Source organism: Aeromicrobium sp. Leaf272, assembly GCF_001422865.1.
Lineage (GTDB): Bacteria > Actinomycetota > Actinomycetes > Propionibacteriales > Nocardioidaceae > Aeromicrobium.
In genome coordinates, this window is sequence record NZ_LMMY01000009.1 from 188,155 (window position 1) to 209,904 (window position 21,750).

Consider the following 21,750-nt stretch of genomic DNA (forward strand, 5'->3'; position numbering starts at 1 on the left):
GTCAGGTTCCTCGACCGTCGCGCCTTCGTCGTGCTGGCCCTCGTTCCGGCCGCGTCCTTCGCGTACCTGCTGCCACGGGCGCTCGACGTGAGCTCGGGCACGAGCGACCCGATCGTCGAGCGCTGGAGCTGGATCCCCTCGCTCGGTGTCGACGTCGACCTGCTGATCGACCCCCTCACGGCACTGATGTCACTGGTGGTCACGGGCGTCGGTGCACTGGTGCTGCTCTACTGCGGCTGGTACTTCCGCCAGGGCGATCCCGAGATCTGGCGGTTCTCCGGCGTGCTCACCGCCTTCGCCGGGTCGATGCTCGGACTGGTCCTGTCCGACAACATGTACGTGCTGTTCGTGTTCTGGGAGCTCACGACGGTGCTGTCGTACCTGCTGATCGGGCACAACCCCGAGCGCCGGGCCAACCGCCGGGCGGCCATGAACGCGCTGCTCGTGACCACGTTCGGCGGGCTCGCCATGCTCGTGGGCCTGTTCGTGCTGCACGCCCAGACCGGGACGGCTCGGCTCAGCGAGATCGTCGCCGACCCGCCGTCGGGCCCGGCCGTCACGGCCGCGGTGGCGCTGCTGCTCGTCGGCGCGCTCAGCAAGTCGGCACTCGTCCCGTTCCACTTCTGGCTCCCGGGAGCCATGGCGGCGCCCACGCCGGTGAGCGCCTACCTCCACGCGGCGGCCATGGTGAAGGCCGGCGTGTTCCTGGTGCTGCTCCTGGCCCCCGCGTTCGCCGACACCCCCGGCTGGCGGCCCGTGCTGCTCACCCTCGGCATCATGACGATGATCATCGGCGGGCTGCGCGCCCTGCGCCAGCACGACGTCAAGCTGCTGCTCGCCTACGGCACCGTGAGCCAGCTCGGCTTCCTGGTCGCGGTGGCCGGGGCCGGCACCCGGTCGGCCGCGTTCGCCGGTCTCTCGCTCGTGCTCGGGCACGCGCTGTTCAAGTCCACCCTCTTCCTCGTGGTCGGCATCGTCGACCGCAGCACCGGCACGCGCGACCTGCGCGAGCTCAGCGGACTCGCCCGTTCCATGCCCGTCCTGTTCGTCGTCACGCTCGTGGCCGCGGCGTCGATGGCCGGGCTGCCCCCGCTGCTCGGGTTCACGGCGAAGGAGGCCGCGCTCGCGGCGTTCGTCGACCTCGGCGAGGACGCGGGCATCGGCGTCTGGGGCACGGTCTCGCTCGTGGGACTGGTGGTCGGGTCGGTCCTCACGGTGGCGTACACGGCACGCTTCGTGTGGGGCACGTTCGGCACCAAGGACGTCACCCCCACCGACGTCGCGGCACCGGGACCCTGGTTCCAGGCATCTCCCGTGATCTTGTCCGTCCTCACGGTCGCCGGCGGCGTGGCCGGTCCCCTCCTGACGCCGCGGATCGAGTCCTACGCCGAGGCGTTCGGCGCCGGCGCCCACGAGCCCGTCCTGACCCTCTGGCACGGGTTCACCCCGGCGCTGTGGCTGTCGGTCGCCGCCGTCGTCGGTGGCATCGCCCTCTGGCTGCTCCGCCGACCCGTCGCGCACCTGCAGGAGACGCTCGTGCGTCGGCTGCACCTGCCCGACGCCGAGCGCAGCTACCACGCGGTCGTGCGCGGCGTCGACCGCGCGAGCGTCGAGGTCACGGGCTTCACGCAGCGCGGCTCTCTCCCGGTCTACCTGGGTGTCGTGCTCGTGGTGCTCGTGCTCCTCCCCGGCAGCGCCGCCATCAGGGCGTGGGGCTCACCGTCGATCTCCGTCGGCGACGGCGGTGCCTTCGAGCCCGACGACGCGCTACGCATCGCCACGGCGGCCCTCGTCTGTGGCGCCGCGCTGCTCACCGTCCGCTCCCGCCGACGCCTCCGTGCCGTGCTGATGCTCGGCGTCACCGGCTACGGCACGGCCCTGCTGTTCGTGCTGCACGGCGCCCCCGACCTCGCGCTCACCCAGGTCCTCGTGGAGACCTTCGCGCTGGTCACCTTCGTGCTGGTGCTGCGCCGCTTCACGCCGTTCTTCTCCGACCGGCCGTTCACCGCGGCCCGCCGGGTGCGCATCGCGATCGGCGCCACGGCCGGCCTGGCCGTGGCCGCGTACGCCGTGGTCGCGGCGAACTCCCGCACCGCGTCGCCGGTCGGGCGGGCGTTCGAGGGTCCGGCCTACGACTTCGGCGGCGGCGAGAACATCGTCAACATCACGCTCGTCGACATCCGCGTGTGGGACACCTTCGGCGAGCTGGCCGTGCTCGTCGTGGCCGCCACCGGCATCGCGAGCCTCATCTTCCTCATCACCGACCGGGCCCAGTCCCACCGCGAGACCCGTCGGGCGCGCCCCAGCGCCACGGACGAGCGCGAGGACTGGCTGCCCGGCGCGGCCTCCCTCGACATCGAGCGCCGCTCCGTCGTCTTCGAGGTGGTGGCCCGCGCGGTGTTCCCCGTGCTGATGATCTTCTCGGTGTACCTCATGTTCACCGGCCACTACACGCCCGGCGGCGGGTTCGCGGGCGGGCTCGTCGCAGGACTGGCGCTCGCCGTGCGCTACCTCGCCGGCGGTCGCCGCGAGCTCGACGCCGCCGCGCCCGTCGACGCCGGCGTCGTGCTCGGCTCGGGCCTGGCCATCGCCGCCCTGTCCGGGCTCGTGCCACTGCTCGTGGGTGCCAACACCTTCCAGAGCGGTGTCTTCGACATCCCCGTCCCGCTCCTCGGCGACGTCCACGTGGTCACCTCGGTGGCCTTCGACGTCGGCGTCTACCTCGTCGTCATCGGGCTCGCGCTCGACGTGCTGCGCAGCCTCGGCGGCGGCATCGACCGGCACGGCGAGCAGGGCCACACCGACTCCGGGCTGTCCGAGGAGTGCACGAGCGACGACGCGAAGGGGGCGAAGGCATGAGCGAGCGCCAGCGAGCGAACCGAGGGCTCCTCATGTCGGCGCGCCCGCACCATGCCCTTCCCACGGGGGTGACGACATGAGTGTCGATCTCGCCCTCGTGATCGCGATCGCCGTCCTGGTCGGCTGCGGCACGACGCTCATGCTCGAGCGCAGCCTGAGCCGGATCCTCGTCGGGTTCGTCATGGTCGGCAACGGCGTGAACCTGCTGTTCCTCGTGGCCTCCGGACCGAGCGGGGCGCCGCCGATCGTCGGCCGCGAGGACATCACCGACCCCCTCCCCCAGGCCATGGCCCTGACCGCCATCGTCATCACCCTCGGCGTCAGCGCGTTCGGCCTGGCCCTCGCCTACCGCTCCTGGCAGCTGTCCGGCAGCGACGACGTGAAGGACGACGTGGAGGACGACCTCGTGCGCCGCCGGGCCGAGGCCGACGAGACGTCCGGGACGTTCGACGAGCCCGAGACCAGCGTCCCCGACGAGGAAGGGGCCGACTCGTGACCCAGCTCGTCGTCCTGCCCGTGCTGCTCCCCCTGCTCGGCGCCGGCCTCTGCCTCGTGCTCGGCCGCTCCGCCCGCGCCCAGCGGATCGTCAGCGTCGCGGTGCTCGCGTCCGTCGTCGCCACCGCCGCCACCCTGCTGGTGCGCGCCGACACGCAGGGACCCCAGGCGCTCACGCTGGCCGGCTGGGGACCGGAGATCGGGATCACGCTGGTCGCGGACCGGCTCTCGGCGCTCATGCTGCTGGTCTCGTCGGTCGTCACCCTCGCCGTGCTGCTGTACTCCTTCGGCCAGGGCATCGTCGAGTACGGGCGCGACACCCCGCTCTCGGTGTTCCACCCCACCTACCTGGTGCTGAGCGCGGGCGTCTCCAACGCGTTCCTCTCCGCCGACCTGTTCAACCTGTTCGTCGGCTTCGAGGTGCTGCTGGCCGCCAGCTACGTGCTCATCACGCTGGGCGGCACGGAGGCGCGCATCCGGGCGGGCACGGTGTACATCGTCGTCAGCCTGCTGTCGTCGGTCGTCTTCCTCATCGCCATCGCGTGCGTGTACGCCGCGACCGGCACGGTGAACTTCGCGCAGCTCTCGCAGCGGCTCGGTGAGCTGGACCCGGCGGTCGCCCACATGCTGCAGCTGCTGCTGCTCACGGTGTTCTGCATCAAGGCCGCGGTGTTCCCGCTGTCGGCCTGGCTGCCGGACTCCTACCCCACCGCGCCCGCCCCGGTCACCGCCGTGTTCGCCGGACTGCTCACCAAGGTCGGCGTGTACGCGATCGTGCGCACCCAGACCCTGCTGTTCCCCGACGACTCGATGAGACCCCTGCTGCTGACGGCAGCGATCCTCACGATGGTGGTGGGCATCCTGGGCGCGGTCGCGCAGACCGACATCAAGCGCATCCTGTCGTTCACGCTCGTCAGCCACATCGGCTACATGCTGCTCGGCGTCGCGCTCGGCACGGAGCTGGCGCTGTCGGGCGCGGTCTACTACATCGCGCACCACATCACCGTGCAGACGGCGCTCTTCCTGCTGGCCGGACTGATCGAGTACCGCACCGGCACCACCAACCTCGACCGGCTCGGCGGGCTGGCACGGTCGGCGCCGATCCTGGCCGTCGCCTTCTTCGTGCCGGCGATGAACCTGGCCGGCATCCCACCCTTCTCGGGCTTCCTCGGCAAGGTCGCGCTCGGACGCGCCGGCATCGAGGCGGGCGACTGGCTCGCGGTCACGGCCGTGGTGGCCAGCGTCGCGGTCAGCCTCCTCACGCTCTACGCCATCGCCAAGGTCTGGAACCGCGCCTTCTGGCAGCCGGTCGACGACGACCTGGCCCAGTCCGTGGTCGACGACGGCTCCGACGTGTGGTCGCACGGTGCGATGCACGGGGGCGGCGACGTGAACACCCGCTTCCAGGCGACGTCGGCCTGGCAGCGCCTGGCCGAGGAGCAGCGGCTCCCCCTCGGCATGGGACTGCCGACGCTCGCGCTCGTCGTCGCCTCCGTGGCGCTCACCGTGCTCGCCGGGCCGTTGTTCGGCGTCACCGACGCCGCTGCCGTCGAGCTGCTGCAGCGCACCCCCTACATCACGGCGGTCCTGGGAGGTGGCGGCTGATGCCCCGCTGGCGGGTCGTCCTCGGCCTCACCGTCGTCTGGCTCCTGCTCTGGGGCTCCGTCACGCCCACGCTCGTGCTCGGCGGCCTCATCACGTCGGTCCTGGTGCTGCTGCTCTTCCCCTTCCCGCGGGCACCCTGGCGCTGGACGCTGCGCCCGTGGCCGACGACCACCCTGGTCCTCCGGTTCGCCGCCGACATGCTGCGCGCGTCGGTGCAGGTGGCCTGGCTCGCCGTCCGTCCGTCCGCACCGCCGCCGAGCGCGGTCGTGCGCGTGCCGCTGGTGACCCGCTCGGAGCTGCTGCTCACCGCCACGGCCGAGCTGGTCTCCCTGGTCCCGGGCTCGTTGCTCGTCGAGCTCGACCCGGAGGCGCCGGCGCTCTACATCCACGTGCTCGACGCCCGCTCCCCCGAGCGCATCGAGCGGGCCATCACCGCGGTCCACGAGCAGGAGCGTCGCGTCGTCGAGGCGTGGGCCCCCCGTGACGAGCGCGACGCCTACCGCCGCACCGTGCGGGAGGCCGCCTCGTGATCCCCGTCGCCGTCGCCTGCGCCACCATGCTCGTCGTCACCGGCGTGCTGTGCCTCGTCCGGATCGTGCGCGGCCCGACGATGCTCGACCGCACCGTCGCCGCCGACGTCTTCGTCGCCGCCTGCTTGTCCGCCGTGGGGGTCGAGGCCGCCATCAGCGGTCACGTCGACACCGCCCCCGTGCTGCTGGCCCTCGCGCTCGTGGGCTTCCTCGGCTCGGTCAGCATCGCGCGGTTCGCCGCACGCGACATCGACGCACCCCCGGAGGACCCATGACCACGTCCCTGATCGTCGACATCGTGTCCGGAGCCCTGCTGCTCGTCGGCAGCGCGCTCGCGCTCATCGCCGCCATCGGCCTGGTGCGCTTCCCCGACGTGCTCACCCGCATGCACGCAGCCACCAAGCCGCAGACCCTCGGCCTGCTCCTGGTGCTGGCCGGCCTGGCCCTGCGCATCCGCGACCCCGGCGCCCTCGCCATCATCGGGCTCGTGGCCCTCTTCCAGCTGTTGACCGCACCCGTCTCGGCACACATGGTGGCGCGCGCCGCCTTCCGCACGGGCGTCGCCGACACCTCCCGCCTCGAGCGCAACGACCTCGACTAGTCCTTCCGTCTCGGACACCTCCGGGGCACCACGTCCGGTCGAGATGCCCCGGACGTGTCCGAAACGGGTGGACTGGAGCGACGTTGGTAGGTTCGGGGACGTGCGCATCGCCACCTGGAACGTCAACTCGATCCGCAGCCGCGTCGACCGCGTGACGGCCTTCCTGGAACGGCACGACGTCGACGTGCTGGCCATCCAGGAGACCAAGTGCCGCGAGGACCAGTTCCCCGCGCTCGAGCTCAGCTCGATGGGCTACGAGTACGTGCACGTGGGCCTCAACCAGTGGAACGGCGTGGCGCTGCTGTCGCGGGTGGGCCTCGAGGACGTGGCCACCTCCTTCGCCGACCAGCCGACGTTCGGCGACCCCGCGGTGGTCGAGCCGCGCGCCGTGGGCGCCACGTGCGGCGGTGTGCGGATGTGGAGCCTCTACGTCCCCAACGGCCGCGACCTCGAGCACGAGCACTTCACCTACAAGCTCGAGTGGCTCGACCGCCTTCGCGCCGACGCCGCAGGCTGGCTGGCCGCCGACCCCGACGCGCAGATCGCGCTCACCGGCGACTGGAACATCGCCCCCCAGGACGACGACGTCTGGGACATGGCGGCCTTCGACGGCAAGACCCACGTGTCGGCACCCGAGCGTGCCGCGTTCGCGAGCTTCGTCGACACCGGCTTCAGCGACGTCGTCCGCCCGCACGCCCCCGGCCCCGGCACCTACACGTACTGGGACTACCAGCAGCTCGCGTTCCCGAAGAAGCGCGGCATGCGCATCGACTTCGTGCTCGGCTCCCCCGCGCTGGCCGCGCGCGTCGAGGGTGCCTTCATCGACCGCGAGGAGCGCAAGGGCAAGGGCGCCAGCGACCACGCCCCCGTGGTCGTCGACCTCGGCTGAGGTCGTTATCGTGACGCAGTCGCCCAGCGTGACGGCACCGGACCGGCTCGTCGCCCCTCCGTGCGGAGACGCTCCGACCGCCCCGCCCCCGTCCCGAGCGCCCAGGGAGGTCAGTCGTGCCACCTCGTGAGACCACCGACGCCCCGCCGCTCGGACCCGACTCGCGTCTCGTCGCCCGCCGCGACGGCGCCCTGCTGACTCTCGAGATCTCGCTCGCACGGCCCGCCCACACCCTCGTGGTGCGCCAGCGCGACACCCTGCGTGAACGACGCGTCCCCGTGACCGACGGCACCGCGACGTTGGACCTCGACGACCTCTGGGCCTGGAGCGGTGACTTCGAGCGCTTCCTCGACCTCTGGCTCCTCGTCGGCGAGTCCGCGGACGAGGTCCGGCTCGGCGGGTTCGCCCACACCGACCGCGACGCGGCCTTCGGCCAGCACGTGGTCGTCCCCGGCGACGGGACCGAGGTCGTGCCCCACCGCGGCCTGACCTTCACGATGTCGCGAGCCGGGAACGCCGCGGTCCACGTGGGCCCACCGCGGCGGCAGGACGTGCGCACCGCCACCGACCGCATGACCACACGACGCGGCAACCTGCACGTGTCCGCGCGGTTCACCACGGGAAACAACCTGCTCGGCCGAATCCGCCTGCTGGCCGTGGTGCGTGACACCGGCGAGGAGCACGAGCTGCCGATCACCGCCACGTACGACGAGGAGTCCACGCGGCGTAGGGCCGGCAACCGGCACTACGGCGTCGACTTCGAGGTGCCGTTCCAGCAGATCGCACCCGACGGACACCTCGACGGAACCGTGCTCGACCTCGTCTACGAGATGGAGTTCGCCGACGGCGCGACACCGCTGCGTCGCGGCATCGTCATGCCGTCGCTGGTGGGCCGTCGCGGCCTGCGCGAGATGTTCGCCCGCGGACCCGAGCACGCCACGACGTTCATCCCCTACCGCACGTCGAAGGCGCACCGCGTCGCGTTCAACATCGAGACGACGACGCGCGAGCTCCTGCGGTACCGCCGGCGCCTCGCCGTCGTCGCGCCGCTGCTCAGCCTGCTGCGGCCGTTCCTGCGCGTCTGGCTCGTCGGCGAGCAGCCGTTCAAGGCCCAGGACAACGGCTACCACTTCTTCCGCTGGGTGCGGCTCAACCGGCCGAGGCGCCGCGTGTACTACGTGGCCGACCCCGGCCTGTCCAACCTCGCGGAGCTGCAGGACCTCGGCCAGGTGGTCATGCGCGGCTCGCGTCAGCACCTGCGTCTCAACCTGGTCGCGTCGCGGATCCTCTCCACCCACCACGCCGACTACCTCCTCGCCTCCCGCTCCCCCGGGTACCGGCGCTGGGTGCGCGGTCGTCGCGTCTTCCTGCAGCACGGCGTGATGGGCACCAAGAACATGGCGCACCTGTACGGGCGCCGCGCTCCCGGCTTCCGCACCGACGACGTCATCGTCAGCTCGACCTTCGAGGCCGAGATCCTGCGCAACGACTTCGGCTACGAGGCCGCTCAGGTGCACGTGACCGGTCTGGCGCGGTTCGACCGGCTGCTCGACGGCAGCGTCGAGCCCGACCGCGCACTCCTGGTCATCCCGACCTGGCGCGACTGGCTGCTGAACCCCAACGACGTGCCGGACAGCGAGTACGCGCAGGCCTGGTCGGCCGTGCTCGACCACCCCCGCGTGCGCGCCATGGCCGACGACGGCGTCGAGGTCCGGTTCATCCTGCACCCCAACATGCGCGCCCACTCGGCCCTGTTCGACCGACCCTGGGTCACGGTGCTGCCGTCGGGCGCGACGAACGTCCAGGACCTCATGAAGTCCAGCGCGGCGCTCCTCACCGACTACTCGAGCGTCGGGTTCGACTTCAGCATGCTCGAGCGTCCGGTGTTCTACCTGCAGTTCGACCGACGTCTCTACCTGGCTGGCGGCGGCTCCCACCTCGACCTCGATGCCCAGCTGCCCGGCCGCATCGCCTTCGACGTCGAGACCGCCGTGCGCCTCGTGACCGAGTCGGCTGCCGGGGGCTTCGTCGCCGACGAGGAGTCACGGGCGCGGGCGCGTCGCTTCCTGGACCACCGCGACCTGGAGTCCTCGCGCCGCATCCACGACCTCGCGATGCGGCGGTCGTCGCCCCTGGTGGCCGTCCGCCGCGTGCGCGCGAGCGTCTGGTCGATGCGCCTGTTCGAGACGTTCCGGCGCAGCAAGGCCTACGGACCGGCCATGCGGATGCTGTTCCGCATCGCACGGCTGCTCCCTCGGCAGGACGTCGTGGTGCTCGAGAGCGGCCTGGGCAAGCAGTACGGCGACAGCCCACGTGCCATCCACGAGGAGCTCCTGCGCCGTGGCACGCCGTTGCACCTGACCTGGGTCAACGACACCTCCACCCGTATCCCGGGTGACGACGTCGAGAAGGTGCGTCGGCTCTGGCCCCGGTACTTCTGGCGTCTGGGCCGGGCCCGCTACTGGGTCAACAACCAGAACTTCCCGCACTACCTGCGGCCGTCCTCACGCACCCGCTACCTGCAGACGTGGCACGGGACGCCGCTGAAGCGCATGCAGCACGACATCGACGGCATCGGCGAGCGCGACCCCGAGTACCTCGAGAAGGTCACCCGGATGACCGGCTACTGGGACGCACTCGTCTCGCCCAGCCCCTACGCCACCGAGTGCTTCCGCTCGGCGTTCCGCTACACCGGCGAGGTGCTCGAGTCCGGGTACCCCCGCAACGACCTCTTCCACTCGGCCGACGCCGCAGCCCGGGCCCGGCTCGTGCGGCAGCGTCTGCGCATCCCCGAGGACCGCAAGGTCGTGCTCTACGCGCCGACCTTCCGCGACGACGTGAAGCGCGGCAACAGCTTCCTGGCCGACCTGCGGCTCGACCTCGACCTGCTGCAGCGCAGGCTCGGCGACGAGTACATGGTGCTGCTGCGCTTCCACTCCATCGTCAAGGGCCGGCCCGAGGTGCGGGCCGAGCAGATGGACTTCGTCCGCGACGTCACGCTGTTCCCTGACGCCCAGGACCTGCTGCTCGTGGCCGACGTGCTCATGACCGACTACTCCTCGATCATGTTCGACTACGCCGCCCTCGACCGGCCGATGGTCTTCTTCACCTACGACCTCGACCACTACCGCGGGTCGCTGCGCGGCTTCTACCTCGACTTCGAGGACGTCGCGCCGGGCCCGCTCGTGCGCACCAGCGAGGAGGTCGCCGACGCGCTCGCCGACCTCGACTCCCTGCGCGAGACGTACGCCCCCCAGCGCGCGGCGTTCATGGAGCGCTTCGCACCGCTCGACGACGGTCACGCCGCCGCGCGGGTCGTCGACGGCTTCTTCGGCCCTGCGGGCTCGTAGGGCCGTCGCCCGGTCCGGGGGTCAGCTGCCCCAGGTGGGCCGCAGCGGCATGTGGGCGTCGCCGTCGGGCCCGACCTTCACGCCCAGCACCTGGTGCAGGCCGATCTCGTTGCGCTCGAAGGCGAGGCGCGAGCCGGCCATGTAGAGCCCCCACACCTTGGCGATGCCGAGGCTGACCTCGCCGAGAGCCTCGTCCCAGTGCTCCTCGAGGTTCTGCGACCAGCCCTGCAAGGTGAGGGCGTAGTGCTCGCGGATGTCCTCGACGTGGCGCACCTCGAGCCCGTGGTCGTGCATGGCCGACACGATCGTGCCGACCGGGGCCAGCTCGCCGTCGGGGAAGACGTAGCGGTCGATGAACGCGCCCGCCTTCGGCGACAGCGACCCGTCGCGCCGGGTGATGCAGTGGTTGAGCATGCGACCCCCGACCCGCAGCCTCCCCTGGAGGAAGGCGAAGTAGTCGGGGTAGTTGCGCACCCCGATGTGCTCCATCAGGCCGATGGACGACACGGCGTCGAAGTCGCTCTCGCTCACGTCGCGGTAGTCGCTGAACTGCACCTCGGCCAGGTGGTCCAGACCCTGGTCCTTGATCGCCTGCTGTGCCCACTGCGCCTGCTGCTCGCTGAGCGTGACGCCGAGGGCCTTCACGCCGTAGTGCTCGGCGGCGTGGCGCACCATGCCGCCCCAGCCGCAGCCGACGTCGAGGAGCCGGTCGCCCGGACCGAGCCCGAGCTTGCGGCACACCAGGTCGTACTTCTCGAACTGGGCCTGCTCGAGCGTGGCGTCCTCGGTGGGGAAGACGGCGCAGGTGTAGGTCATCGACGGGCCGAGCACCAGCTCGTAGAACCGGTTGGACACGTCGTAGTGGTGGTGGATCGCCTCGGCGTCACGCGCCTTGCTGTGCCGCATCCCCTCCACCACACGGCGCCAGCGCGGCAGGTGCTCCTCCGGGGGCGGCGGCGGCGGCTTGAGGTTCGACAGACCGAGGCTGCGGACGATCTGCAGCAGCTCGGCCGGGCCCGGCACCTTGAGCCGCAGGCGGCTCTGCACCAGGGTCATCAGGTCGTAGGGGTTGGCCAGCGACACGCCCTCGATCTCGAGGTCGCCGGCCACGAAGGCGCGGCCGAAGCCGAGGTCCCCGGGGGCGGTCATCAGGTAGGCCAGTCCGCGCTCGGTGCGCAGGCGGACGGTGATGTCGGCGTCCTCGGGCCCGGCGCTGCTGCCGTCGTAGGCCTCGAAGCGGAAGGGCATGCCATCGCGCATGAGGCGCTCGACGGCGCCGGCGATGGTGAGGGTGTCGGTGTCCCGCGTGATGATGCTCATGAGTTCCTCACGGCTTTCTCGTACAAGGAGCTGAGTCGCCCCTCGGGGTCGTGCTCGGCGCGCACGGCGTCGAGCGCCGCGGTGCCGTACAGGTCGGCGAAGGTGGCCTCGTCGTAGAAGGCCTCGGAGTACAGCGACTTGTGGCCGCCGAGGGTGTGCACGTGCTCCTCGATGCGCCGGTTCACCAGGCCGTCGGGAGAGCCGGCCGGCACGACGACGGTGCCCCAGAAGCCCAGGTTCACGTAGGTCTCGCCCGGACGCAGCGGGTAGCCGGGCCAGGAACGGGTGGTGCGCAGCGGGCACAGCCACACCGGCCGCATGCCGACCTCGGCGTCGAACCAGGAGAGGAACTCCGGGACCGCGGCCACCGGGACCTCCACGTCCTGGATGACCTTCTCGCGGCCGGGGACCTTCTTCACGCGGTCGAGCAGCCGGCTGACGCCGACCTTCGCGTCGAGCGCGATGATCCGGTGGTAGACGTCGGAGCGTCGCCAGCGTCGGGGCCAGACGCGACGCACCCACGGGTTCTGGGCACCGAAGGCGGCCGAGCACCAGAACCAGTCGGTGTCCCAGCGCCACAGGTAGTCGTGCATCGTGAGGCGGTCGGTCTCGCGGCGCTGGAGCGAGCGGTAGAACACGTCCTGGCCGGTGTAGTCCGACGTCGGACCGGGCTCGTCGGTGAACCGGGCCAGCGTCACGTACACCTCGTCGGGCGCGAAGGCGGTGGCGTCGAGCCCGTGGACCGGTTCGCCGTGCCAGGTGCCGGACTCGGCGACCTCGCCCAGCATCCTCGCGGCGTCGGCGGCGTCGTCGAGGCGGACGTGGCGCAGCGCGACGTAGGGCGGCACGGCCTCGAGGCGGATGCGCAGTCGCGTGGCGTAGCCGAGGCTGCCGTAGGAGTTGGGGAAGGCGTCGAACAGCGCGTCGCCGGGCTTGCAGGTGACGATCTCCCCCGCGCCGGTGAGCACGTCCATCTCCAGGACCGACTCGTGCGGGAGGCCGTTGCGGAACGACGTCGACTCGATGCCGAGCCCGGTGACGGCGCCGCCGAGCGTGATGGTGCGCAGCTGCGGGACCACGTAGGGGATCAGACCGTGCGGGAGGGTGGCGTCGACCAGGTCCTCGTAGGTGCACATGCCCTGGACGTCGGCGGTGCGCTCGCCGACGTCGAGGGCGACGACCCCGTCGAGGCCGTCGACGTCGAGGCCGGGGACCCCTGGGTCGGCACGTGGGCGGAACAGGTTGGACGTGCGCTTGGCGAGGCGGACCGGAGCGCCGGCCGGGATCGCCGCGTAGGAGCCGAGCAGCCTGTCGACCGCCCGCTGGTGCTCGCTCCAACCCTTCACCCGCCCAGACTAGAGCGGCGGGAGGGCGGACCTCCACCCGGGATGGTTGCAGACGTCAACGACCCAGGGGTGACGCCTCGTCCGGCTCCTCAGCGCGCGTCGGGCAGTCGCCAGACCAGTGCCTCGCCGTCACCGGCGACGAGGACGCGTTCGACGTCGGTCGCGCGGAGCTGGTCGCCCGGCCCGAGGCGGACGCCGTCGGCCACCACCTCGCCGCGCGTGACGTGGACGAGGACCTTCGCGGCACCGGTGACCTCCAGCGGCCTGTCGCCCCGAGGACGCGCCACCAGGAGCTCGGCGTCGGCATGGACGGGCACGGTCGGATGGAGCCCGGGCTCCTCCGGCACCTTCGCGGAGGCGTACTGCGGCGCGGCGTCGTGACGGGAGCGCAGCATCATCTGCACGAACCGCAGCGGCTCGGTCGGGGAGGCGTTCAGCTCGGCGTGCTCGGCCCCCTCACCGGCGCTCAGCCGCTGCGCCACGCCCGGCGCGATCGTGCCCGCGTGGCCGGTGGTGTCGCGGTGCGCGAGTGCCCCCTCGAGCACCCAGGTGACGATCTCGACGTCGGCGTGGCGGTGGGCGTCGTACCCGCGACCCGGCGCGACGAGCTCCTCGTTGATCGCCACGAGAGGACCGAACGCCACGTTGTCGGGGTCGTAGTGCGCGCCGTAGGAGAACGAGTGGAGCGTGCGCACGCCCTCGCCCTCGGTGACGTAGCGCTCGCCCGCGCGGCGGACCCGACTAGGCATAGCCGAGCTCGTGCAGCCGTGCGTCGTCGATGCCGAAGTGGTGCGCGATCTCGTGCACCACGGTGATGCCGACCTCGTGCACCACGTCGTCCTCGGTGTCGCAGATCGCGAGGGTGGGGTTGCGGTAGATCGTGATGCGGTCGGGCAGGACTCCCCCGTAGGCGGTGTCGCGCTCGGTGAGCGCCACGCCGTCGTAGAGCCCCAGCAGGTCGGGGTCCTCGGGCGGGGCGTCGTCCTCGACGAACAGCACCACGTTGTCGAGCATCGCCGTCAGCTCGGGGGGCACCTGCGCGAACGCGGCCTCGACCAGCTCGGCGAACCGGTCCTCGCTCATCTCCACCACGGGTCCATCCTGCCCGAGCGCTCCACGGCCGTCGGGGCGGAGCACGCGGGGTGACGGGCGCGTCCCGTCGGCCTCCGTGGCCCCGTATGCTGGGGCGGCCGCGCCCCCTTCGTCTAGCGGCCCAGGACGCCGCCCTTTCAAGGCGGTAGCGCGGGTTCGAATCCCGTAGGGGGTACCAGATCTCCCCTCGCCCGAGCCGTCTCGATGTGATCTTGGTCACTTCTGGGCTCTTTTCCAGGAATATGCCCTGACCTGCGAAAACTCGAGTTGGAAGCGTGTAGTTCTCGACCTACGATGACCCCATGGTCGCCGTCCTCCTCACCTTCGTCAGTCTCGTCCTCACTCTCGCCATCGGCGCCGTCTTCCTGCTCGGGGCCCACCAGCTCGTGACCATGATCGTGCGCCACCTCGAGACCCGTCCGACATACTCGGACGATGCCCGCCGGACGCTTCGCTCCCTCGCCGTCCGGCGACCTGCACGTCGGTAACCTCCGCACCGCGCTCCTAGCCTGGCTGTTCGCCCGCTCGACGGGACGCAGCTTCCTGATGCGCGTCGAGGACCTCGACCGCGTCCGCGCCGGCTCCGAGGAGCAGCAGCTGGCCGACCTGCGCGCCCTCGGCATCGACTGGGACGGACCCGCCGTGCGCCAGAGCGAACGTCGCGACGTCGTCGACGCCGCCATCGCCACCCTCGAGTCGGCGGGCCTGACCTATTCGTGCTTCTGCACCCGTCGTGAGGTGCAGGAGGCGGCGAGCGCACCCCACCTGCCGCCCGGTGCCTACCCGGGGACCTGCCGCGACCTGACCGCCGACGAACGCACCGCGCGCGCCGCCGAGCGGCCGGCGGCCCTGAGGCTGCGGTCCGCGACGCCCACGTGGACCGTGCACGACGAGCTCCACGGCGACGTCGAGGGAGCCGTGGACGACTTCGTCCTGCGTCGCAACGACGGCGTTCCGGCCTACAACCTGGCCGTCGTGGTCGACGACGCGGCGCAGGACGTGGACCAGGTGGTGCGCGGTGACGACCTGCTGACGTCGGCGCCGCGACAGGCCTACCTCGCCACGCTGCTCGGCCACGCCCAGCCGACGTACGCGCACGTGCCGCTCGCCGTGAACACCCAGGGCGTCCGCCTGGCCAAGCGCGACGGGGCGGTCACGCTCCGCGAGCTCGGCCGCGACCAGGCCTGGGCCATGATCACGGCGTCGCTCGGCTTGAGCGGTGACACCCCGTCCGACCTGCTCGCGTCCTTCGACCCCGCATCACTCCCGCGGCAGCCCTGGACCGTGGTCGGCTGAGGCCGCCCCTTTCCCTTCCCCCGGGCGGTAGGTGGCCCGCACTGCCGGACCACCCAGAGGTGGGAGAGCCGCGGATGGCGGCGCCGTGTCCGCGCACCACCTACCTCGGCCCCGGAGGCACCGCAGCCACACGAGCAGTCGTTCAGAAACGGGCGAGGAAGTCCTCCACCAGACGGGTCACGGCCTCGGGCTGCTCGATGGTGCTCGAGTGCCCCGCCTTCGGCACGACCTCGAGGCGAGCACCGGCGATGCCGGCCACGATCGCCTCGGCCTTGGCCACCGGCGTGGCCACGTCGTCCTCCCCCACGATCACCAGGGTCGGTGCCTCGATCCGGTCCAGCTCCGGAGCGATCGGGTCGCGATCGGTCACCCCGAGGATCGCCGCGCGCATGCCTCGGCGGTCGACCGTGGCCAGCTTCGCCATCCACGGGCCGACGACCTCGTCGCGCCGCGACGAGCCGAGCAGGTCCGGGCCGAACATGATCGGCTCGACCTTCGAGCGCACCGGCCCCATGCCGAGCCAGCGGTAGACCCGCGCCAGCGTGCGGTACTGCGCGACCTTCTCGGGGTCCTCGGGGCCGGCGCTGGTGTCGAGCAGCACGAGCGAGAGCACCCGGTCCGGGTGCCGGGCCGCGAGCCTCATGCCCACGAACCCACCCATCGACAGACCGGCGTAGTGCACCGCGTCGAGACCCAGGTGGTCCAGCAGGGCCACCAGGTCCCCCGTGAGCGAGTCCATGTCGGCAGCGCGGTCCGCTGCGGCCGGCGTGTCCCCCTGCCCGCGCCAGTCCACCGTGATGCAGCGGTACCGATCCTTCAGCGCCGCCACCTGCGGGTGGAACATCCACCCGCTGAACAGCAGGCCGTGGCCCGTCACCAGCGTCGGCGCACCGGGCGACGGCTCGCCGGAGTCGGTGTAGTGGAACGAGATCCCGTTGACATGAGCGTGTGGCACGGCTCACAGGGTGCCACATCACCAGGCGCGTCCGGGGCGCACCGAACCGGGGCCGGACGCACCACGGCCCGGCACCCACGCGGGTGCCGGGGCCGTGACGCGGGTCCGATCGATCAGATGAGGCCCTTCTCCTCCAGCCACTCCTTGGCGACGGTGGCGGCCGAGGCCTTCTCGTCGCCGTCGACCCGGCCGTTGAGCTCGATGAGGTCCTCGGTCGTCAGCTCGGCCGAGACCGCGTCGAGAGCGTCCTCGACCACGTCGCTGGACTTCGCGTCGTTGATCAGCGGGATGATGTTCTGCGCCGCGATCAGGTTCTCCGGGTCCTCGAGGGTCACGAGGTCGTTGGCCTTGATCGAGGGCGTCGTCGAGTAGATGTTCGCGACGTCGACGTCACCGTCCTTGAGCGCCTTGATCGTGGCCGGTCCACCGGCGTCGCTGATGGGCGTGAACTCCACGTCCTTGGCGCCGTAGACCTTCTTCAGGCCGGGGACGCCGTAGGGCCGGGTCTCGAACTCGGGGTTCGCGCCGACCTTGACCGTGCCGAGCTTGGCGAGGTCGCCGATCGAGGTGATGCCCTCGGACTCGGAGAGCTCCCGGGTGACGTTGTAGGAGTCCTTGTCCTCGGCCGGGGCGGGCTCGAGCGTCTCGAGCTCGTCCGGCAGCGCGTCGTCGAGCGCGTCCTCGACCGCACCGGGCTCGGTGGCCGTGGCGTTCTTGTCGAAGTAGAGCAGCAGGTTGCCGGTGTACTCGGGGATGAGGTCGATCTCGCCGCCCTCGAGCGCGGGGATGTAGGCCTCGCGCGCACCGATGCGCAGCTTCTTCTCGACCTTGACGTCCTTGGCCTCGAGGGCCTGGGCGTAGATCTCGGCGACGATCTCGGCCTCGGTGAAGTCGGCCGAGCCGACGACGATCGTGTCGGAGTCGGACGCGCCGGCCTCCGTGGGGTCACCGCCGCAGGCGGTGAGGGTGAGGGCGGCGGCCGCGAGGGCGGCGCCGATCCCGATCTTGTGCACGGACATGTCTCTCCTTGGGGGTGGTCGTGCTCAGGTGGTGGAGGTCTGGGTGGTGGAGGTCTGGGTGGTGGCTGTCTCGATGGTGTCGTCGTGCGAGGAGCCGGCGCCCCGCGTCGGGCGGGCGCTGCGGGCGGCAGCACCCTGCGCGACGGCGAACAGGCCGTCGAGCAGGAGCGCCAGGACGACGACCACCACGGACCCGCCCACCATCTGGGGGTAGTCGCGGACGGCCTGGCCGTCGAAGATGAAGCGGCCGAGCCCGCCGAGCGAGACGTAGGCGGCGACCGTCGCCGTGGCCACCACCTGCAGCGTGGCGGCCCGGAAGCCGCCGACGACGAGTGGCAGGCCCAGAGGGACCTCGACCTTGGTGAGGATCTGCCACTCCGTCATGCCTTGGGCGCGTGCGGCGTCGACCGTCTGGGGATCGACGGACTCGACGCCGGAGTAGGCGCCGGCCAGCAACGGCGGCACGGCGAGGACCACGAGGGCCAGGATCGGTGCGCCGAGGCCGATGCCGAGCAGCAGGGTGAAGACGGTCAGCACGCCGAGCGTCGGCAGAGCGCGCAGGGCGCCGGTGACGCTGATCGCGAGCCCGCGGAAGCGGCCCGTGTGGCCGATGTAGAGACCCAGCGGGACCGCGATCGCCGCGGCCACCGCGATCGTGAGGCTCGTGTACCCGAGGTGCTCGACCACCCGGTTCGGGATGCCGCGCTCGCCGGACCAGTTCGCGCCGTCGGTGAGCCAGGCTGCGGCGTCGGAGACCACGCTCATCGCTTCGCTCCGCTCGTCTGCGCCCACGGCATGAGCGTGCGTCCGGCCAGCACCAGGAGGGCGTCGATGACCAGGGCCAGCACCACGATGCCGACCAGGCCGACCATGATCTCGGTCAGGAAGTCACGCCGGTAGCCGTTGGTGAACAGCGACCCGAGGTTGGAGACACCGATGAGCGCGCCGACGCTCACCAGGCTGATCGTGGAGACGCTCACGACCCGCAGCCCGGCCAGCAGCACCGGACCGGCGAGCGGCAGCTCCACCCCGAAGCCCCGCTGTCGCGACGAGTACCCGGTGGCGGTGGCGGAGTCGAGCACCGCCGGGGACACCGACTCGAAGGCGTCGGCGGCCGTGCGGACCATGATGGCCACGGCGTAGAGGCTGAGCGCGACGACCACGTTGAGCGGGTCGAGGAAGCCGGTGCCGATGATGCCCGGCAGCGTGACGAACAGGGCCAGCGACGGGATCGTGTAGAGCACGCTGCCCGCCCCGAGCAGCGTGCCGCGCAGCCTCGGGTGCCGGCTGGCGTACCAGCCGATGGGCACGGCCAGGACGAAGCCGATGACGATCGGCACCAGGCTGAGCCAGGTGTGGGCCCAGAAGAGCTCGAGCACCATGTCGCGGTTCTGCCACGCCCACTCCACGGCTCAGTCCTCCAGCACGCCGGCGGGGCGCCCCGTGGCGTCGACGACGACACGGCGGCCGTCACGATCCTCCACGCGCAGGGACCGGCCCCCCTTGTCGAGGCCGACGAAGCTGGCGACGAAGTCGTCGGCCGGCGCGGCGAGGATGTCGGCCGGTGCGCCGACCTGCGCGATCTCGCCGCCCTTCTTGAGGATCACGACCTGGTCGCCCAGGGCAAAGGCCTCGTCGATGTCGTGGGTGACGAAGACGATGGTCTTGTCCAGGTCGCGCTGCAGTCGGCGCAGCTCGCCCTGCAGCTCGAGCCGGACGATGGGGTCGACGGCGCCGAACGGCTCGTCCATGAGCAGGATGTTGGGGTCGGCCGCGAGCCCGCGCGCCACCCCGACGCGCTGCTGCTGCCCCCCGGACAGCTGCCCGGGGTACTTGCGCGCCTGGGACTCGTCGAGCCCGACCGTGCGCAGCACCTCGAGCGACCGCTCGCGCGCCGCCTTCTTGTCGGTGCCGTTGAGCCGGAGCACGGTGGCCACGTTGTCGACGACCTTGCGGTGCGGCAGGAGGCCGGCGTGCTGCATGACGTAGCCGATGCTGCGGCGCAGCTGCACGGGCTCGGAGGTCGCGACGTCGACGTCGTCGATGAGCACCTGCCCGGCACTCGGGTCGACCATGCGGTTGACCATGCGCAGCAGCGTGGTCTTGCCACACCCCGACGAGCCGACGAACACGGTCGTCGTGCGCGACGGGATGGTGAGGTCGAAGGAGGCGACGGCCTGGGTCCCGTCGGGGAAGGTCTTGCCGACGGACCGGTACTCGATCATGGGACGACAGTCTTCACGGCCGCACCGACATCGGCAATCGGAAACGTGTCGACGGGCAGCCCGGCGGCGCGCCACGCGTGGATCCCACCGACCACGTCGGTGGCGTCCAGACCCAGGGATCGCAGCGCTGCAGCGGCGAGCGAGGACGTGTAGCCCTCGGTGCAGAGCACGATCCACTCGGCGTCCCACGTGGCCTCCGCCAGGCTGGCGCCGGACTCCGGGTGCAGACGCCACTCGAGGTGGTTGCGCTCCACGTGGAGGGCGCCGGGCACGATGCCGTCGGACTCACGCTGCCACTGCGGGCGGATGTCGACGAGCCGGGCGCCGGCCCTCGTGCGGTGCGCCGCCTGGTGAGGACTGACCCGGACCAGCCGGCTGCGGGCGTCGGCCAGCAGCGCGTCGACCGAGGCGAAGCGTGCCGCCCTGCGGGGCGGCTCGGCCGCGAGCGCGCTCACGAGGCGGCCTGCCGAGCGTCCCGTGCGGGCGCCTCGATCTCCGGGTCGTCGGTCCAGACGTGGGCGAGCCGGACGAGTCGAGCCGATCCGTCTCCGTCGGGCTCGACGTCGAAGAAGTCCATCCGCTCCAGGGGCGGGGAGTAGACGTGGACGCTGACCGCCGTGCCGGGGAGGACGTTGCGCACGTCGTGCACGTACCCGGGGCCGAAGGCGACGACGTCCCCTCGCGTGCGAGTGGCGCCGTCGGCCTCGCGGACGGCGGGGTCCCACACGGTCTCCTCGAGCTCGCCGGACACGACGGTGAAGGCACCGCTCGACCCGCCGTGCCCGTGCAGCTGGGTGCCCTGCTCCCGGGTCCAGGAGATGAGCCAGACGTCGACGTCGTCGTCGTGGTGCAGGCGCACGTGCCAGCGCTCGTCGGGGTCGGCGTGCACGGAGTGCAGCTCGGCGCGGACCTCGTCGGCCACACAGGTCGCGCGCTCGACCAGCTGGGCGAGGGGCAGTGCGCGGCGGTGACGGCGAGGCTTCATGGGTCGATCGAACCGCGCCGCGACCGTTCGCGGGCGGGGTCCCGGCATGCGGACGCACCGCTGGGCGCCGACGTGCGGTGGTAGGCGAGCCCCCGTTTTGTGGTCGCCCGACCCCATGGGATAGAGTGACCGTCGCGGTTACGCCGCACTGCAAGGCCCCGTGGCGCAGTTGGTTAGCGCGCCGCCCTGTCACGGCGGAGGTCGCCGGTTCGAGTCCGGTCGGGGTCGCAGAGGAACGAGAAGAGGGCCCGCGCCATCAGGCGCGGGCCTTCTTCGTGCTCCGGCGCCGGTGTCCGGTGCGTCACAGTCGGAATGGTCAGCGGCGTAGAGGTGGTTGAACGTTCCATGACTTCCACGACCACGAGTGAGTACGTCCTCGACGACACGGCCCTCGACACGCTGTTCCGCGAGGCACGCACGGCGAACACCTTCACCGACGAGCCCGTGACGGTCGAGGAGATCCGCGCCGTCCACGCGCTGACCAAGTTCGGCCCCACGGCCATGAACAACCAGCCCCTGCGGATCGTCCTCGTGCAGAGCCCCGATGCCCGCGCCCGTCTCGTCGAGCACATGAGCGGCAGCAACAAGGCCAAGACCTCCACGGCCCCGCTCGTCGCGATCCTGGCGGCCGACACGGACTTCCACGACCACCTGCCGGAGTTCTTCCCGCCCTTCCCCGGCGCCCGCGACATGTACGACGCCGACGAGGCCATGCGCTTCCAGCAGGCCGAGTTCAACGCGGCCCTGCAGATCGCCTACTTCCTCATGGGGGTGCGCGCGACCGGCCTGGCCGCCGGACCCATGGCGGGCTTCGACCGCAGCGGCGTCGACCGTGACTTCCTGGGCGGCACGAGCTGGCGGTCGCAGCTCGTGGTGAACCTCGGCCACCCCGGCCCGGACGCCTGGCAGGAGCGCCTCCCGCGCATCGAGTTCGACGACGCGGTCCGCGTCGTCTGACGTCCGGCCCCCTTGCCGCACCCACCCAAACCGGTTTCAGGTCCGCGGATCCTGTGCGATAAGGTGGCGGTCGCCCGTTCGCGGGCGACGGTCAGGTAGCTCAGTTGGTAGAGCGTCCGCCTGAAAAGCGGAAGGTCAGCGGTTCGACCCCGCTCCTGACCACCAGAGCGGTCCCGGTGATCGGGACTGCTTTCCGGGGTAATTGTTTCCCCTCGAATCCCAGACT

The 21,750-nt window shown here is 71.5% G+C and carries 21 protein-coding genes and 3 tRNA genes; 13 read left to right on the plus strand and 11 right to left on the minus strand.

Features of this window, described 5'->3' with window-relative positions:
• From ASF38_RS02445 to ASF38_RS02480, 8 genes are all read left to right on the plus strand, one after another.
• Positions 1 to 2,859 (plus strand): Na+/H+ antiporter subunit A (locus tag ASF38_RS02445; RefSeq protein ID WP_056573409.1); only part of this gene is annotated, 2,859 nt, incomplete at its 5' end.
• Between the two features lie 76 nt (positions 2,860 to 2,935).
• Complete coding sequence (locus ASF38_RS02450; protein ID WP_055963841.1) at positions 2,936 to 3,355, plus strand: Na(+)/H(+) antiporter subunit C; 420 nt, start codon at positions 2,936 to 2,938, stop codon at positions 3,353 to 3,355.
• The gene (locus tag ASF38_RS02455) at positions 3,352 to 4,959 is read left to right on the plus strand and encodes a Na+/H+ antiporter subunit D (protein WP_055963838.1); all 1,608 of its coding nucleotides are present in this window, start codon (positions 3,352 to 3,354) and stop codon (positions 4,957 to 4,959) included. The genes ASF38_RS02450 and ASF38_RS02455 overlap by 4 nt, the downstream gene beginning before the upstream one ends.
• The gene (locus ASF38_RS02460) at positions 4,959 to 5,489 is read left to right on the plus strand and encodes a Na+/H+ antiporter subunit E (RefSeq protein WP_056573412.1); all 531 of its coding nucleotides are present in this window, start codon (positions 4,959 to 4,961) and stop codon (positions 5,487 to 5,489) included. Before ASF38_RS02455 ends, ASF38_RS02460 begins: the two co-directional genes overlap by 1 nt.
• Entirely contained in the window at positions 5,486 to 5,764 is a 279-nt protein-coding gene (locus ASF38_RS02465; protein ID WP_200914374.1) for a monovalent cation/H+ antiporter complex subunit F, read from the plus strand. The genes ASF38_RS02460 and ASF38_RS02465 overlap by 4 nt, the downstream gene beginning before the upstream one ends.
• Entirely contained in the window at positions 5,761 to 6,090 is a 330-nt protein-coding gene (mnhG, locus tag ASF38_RS02470; protein ID WP_055963831.1) for a monovalent cation/H(+) antiporter subunit G, read from the plus strand. The genes ASF38_RS02465 and mnhG overlap by 4 nt, the downstream gene beginning before the upstream one ends.
• A gap of 100 nt (positions 6,091 to 6,190) precedes the next feature.
• Entirely contained in the window at positions 6,191 to 6,979 is a 789-nt protein-coding gene (locus ASF38_RS02475) for an exodeoxyribonuclease III (RefSeq protein ID WP_055963828.1), read from the plus strand.
• A 116-nt stretch (positions 6,980 to 7,095) separates the two neighbouring features.
• Entirely contained in the window at positions 7,096 to 10,329 is a 3,234-nt protein-coding gene (locus ASF38_RS02480; protein ID WP_056573414.1) for a CDP-glycerol glycerophosphotransferase family protein, read from the plus strand.
• Between the two features lie 21 nt (positions 10,330 to 10,350).
• Here ASF38_RS02480 and ASF38_RS02485 read toward each other — a convergent pair whose 3' ends face one another.
• From ASF38_RS02485 to ASF38_RS02500, 4 genes are all read right to left on the minus strand, one after another.
• Positions 10,351 to 11,649, minus strand: coding sequence for a class I SAM-dependent methyltransferase (locus ASF38_RS02485; RefSeq protein WP_056573417.1), 1,299 nt, complete (start codon positions 11,647 to 11,649; stop codon positions 10,351 to 10,353).
• The gene (locus ASF38_RS02490) at positions 11,646 to 12,995 is read right to left on the minus strand and encodes an FAD-binding oxidoreductase (protein ID WP_056573420.1); all 1,350 of its coding nucleotides are present in this window, start codon (positions 12,993 to 12,995) and stop codon (positions 11,646 to 11,648) included. The genes ASF38_RS02485 and ASF38_RS02490 overlap by 4 nt, the downstream gene beginning before the upstream one ends.
• A gap of 89 nt (positions 12,996 to 13,084) precedes the next feature.
• Positions 13,085 to 13,744 (minus strand): pirin family protein, encoded by a 660-nt coding sequence (locus tag ASF38_RS18265; RefSeq protein WP_056573423.1) that lies wholly within the window; start codon positions 13,742 to 13,744, stop codon positions 13,085 to 13,087.
• Entirely contained in the window at positions 13,737 to 14,078 is a 342-nt protein-coding gene (locus ASF38_RS02500) for a metallopeptidase family protein (protein ID WP_082480410.1), read from the minus strand. Before ASF38_RS02500 ends, ASF38_RS18265 begins: the two co-directional genes overlap by 8 nt.
• A 111-nt stretch (positions 14,079 to 14,189) precedes the next feature.
• Here ASF38_RS02500 and ASF38_RS02505 point away from each other — a divergent pair.
• Together ASF38_RS02505 and gluQRS are read left to right on the plus strand one after the other, a co-directional pair.
• Positions 14,190 to 14,265, plus strand: a tRNA-Glu gene (locus ASF38_RS02505).
• A 257-nt stretch (positions 14,266 to 14,522) separates the two neighbouring features.
• Positions 14,523 to 15,383, plus strand: coding sequence for a tRNA glutamyl-Q(34) synthetase GluQRS (gene gluQRS / locus ASF38_RS02515; RefSeq protein ID WP_056573426.1), 861 nt, complete (start codon positions 14,523 to 14,525; stop codon positions 15,381 to 15,383).
• 142 nt (positions 15,384 to 15,525) lie between these two features.
• On the opposite strand, the gene ASF38_RS02520 is transcribed toward gluQRS, so the two are convergent.
• The 7 genes from ASF38_RS02520 to ASF38_RS02550 all read right to left on the minus strand — a co-directional run bounded on the left by ASF38_RS02520 (position 15,526) and on the right by ASF38_RS02550 (position 20,567).
• Positions 15,526 to 16,338 (minus strand): alpha/beta fold hydrolase, encoded by an 813-nt coding sequence (locus ASF38_RS02520; protein ID WP_056573428.1) that lies wholly within the window; start codon positions 16,336 to 16,338, stop codon positions 15,526 to 15,528.
• 113 nt (positions 16,339 to 16,451) lie between these two features.
• Complete coding sequence (locus ASF38_RS02525; RefSeq protein WP_055963801.1) at positions 16,452 to 17,357, minus strand: ABC transporter substrate-binding protein; 906 nt, start codon at positions 17,355 to 17,357, stop codon at positions 16,452 to 16,454.
• A 24-nt stretch (positions 17,358 to 17,381) separates the two neighbouring features.
• On the minus strand, positions 17,382 to 18,122 hold the full coding sequence (locus ASF38_RS02530; protein WP_082480269.1) for an ABC transporter permease: 741 nt from the start codon (positions 18,120 to 18,122) through the stop codon (positions 17,382 to 17,384).
• The gene (locus ASF38_RS02535) at positions 18,119 to 18,739 is read right to left on the minus strand and encodes an ABC transporter permease (RefSeq protein ID WP_055966194.1); all 621 of its coding nucleotides are present in this window, start codon (positions 18,737 to 18,739) and stop codon (positions 18,119 to 18,121) included. Before ASF38_RS02535 ends, ASF38_RS02530 begins: the two co-directional genes overlap by 4 nt.
• 30 nt (positions 18,740 to 18,769) lie before the next feature.
• A complete protein-coding gene (locus tag ASF38_RS02540; protein WP_055963798.1) occupies positions 18,770 to 19,582 on the minus strand; it encodes an ABC transporter ATP-binding protein in 813 nt (270 codons plus the stop codon).
• The gene (locus tag ASF38_RS17780; RefSeq protein WP_055963795.1) at positions 19,579 to 20,037 is read right to left on the minus strand and encodes a rhodanese-like domain-containing protein; all 459 of its coding nucleotides are present in this window, start codon (positions 20,035 to 20,037) and stop codon (positions 19,579 to 19,581) included. Before ASF38_RS17780 ends, ASF38_RS02540 begins: the two co-directional genes overlap by 4 nt.
• Positions 20,034 to 20,567, minus strand: coding sequence for a cysteine dioxygenase family protein (locus ASF38_RS02550; protein ID WP_056573431.1), 534 nt, complete (start codon positions 20,565 to 20,567; stop codon positions 20,034 to 20,036). The genes ASF38_RS17780 and ASF38_RS02550 overlap by 4 nt, the downstream gene beginning before the upstream one ends.
• A 154-nt stretch (positions 20,568 to 20,721) precedes the next feature.
• Between ASF38_RS02550 and ASF38_RS02555 the strand changes: the two genes are divergently transcribed.
• From ASF38_RS02555 to ASF38_RS02565, 3 genes are all read left to right on the plus strand, one after another.
• Positions 20,722 to 20,795 (plus strand) — tRNA-Asp (locus ASF38_RS02555).
• A gap of 117 nt (positions 20,796 to 20,912) precedes the next feature.
• Positions 20,913 to 21,524, plus strand: coding sequence for a malonic semialdehyde reductase (locus ASF38_RS02560; RefSeq protein ID WP_055963789.1), 612 nt, complete (start codon positions 20,913 to 20,915; stop codon positions 21,522 to 21,524).
• Positions 21,525 to 21,613: 89 nt separating this feature from the next.
• Positions 21,614 to 21,689 (plus strand) — tRNA-Phe (locus ASF38_RS02565).
• Positions 21,690 to 21,750: the final 61 nt, after the last annotated feature.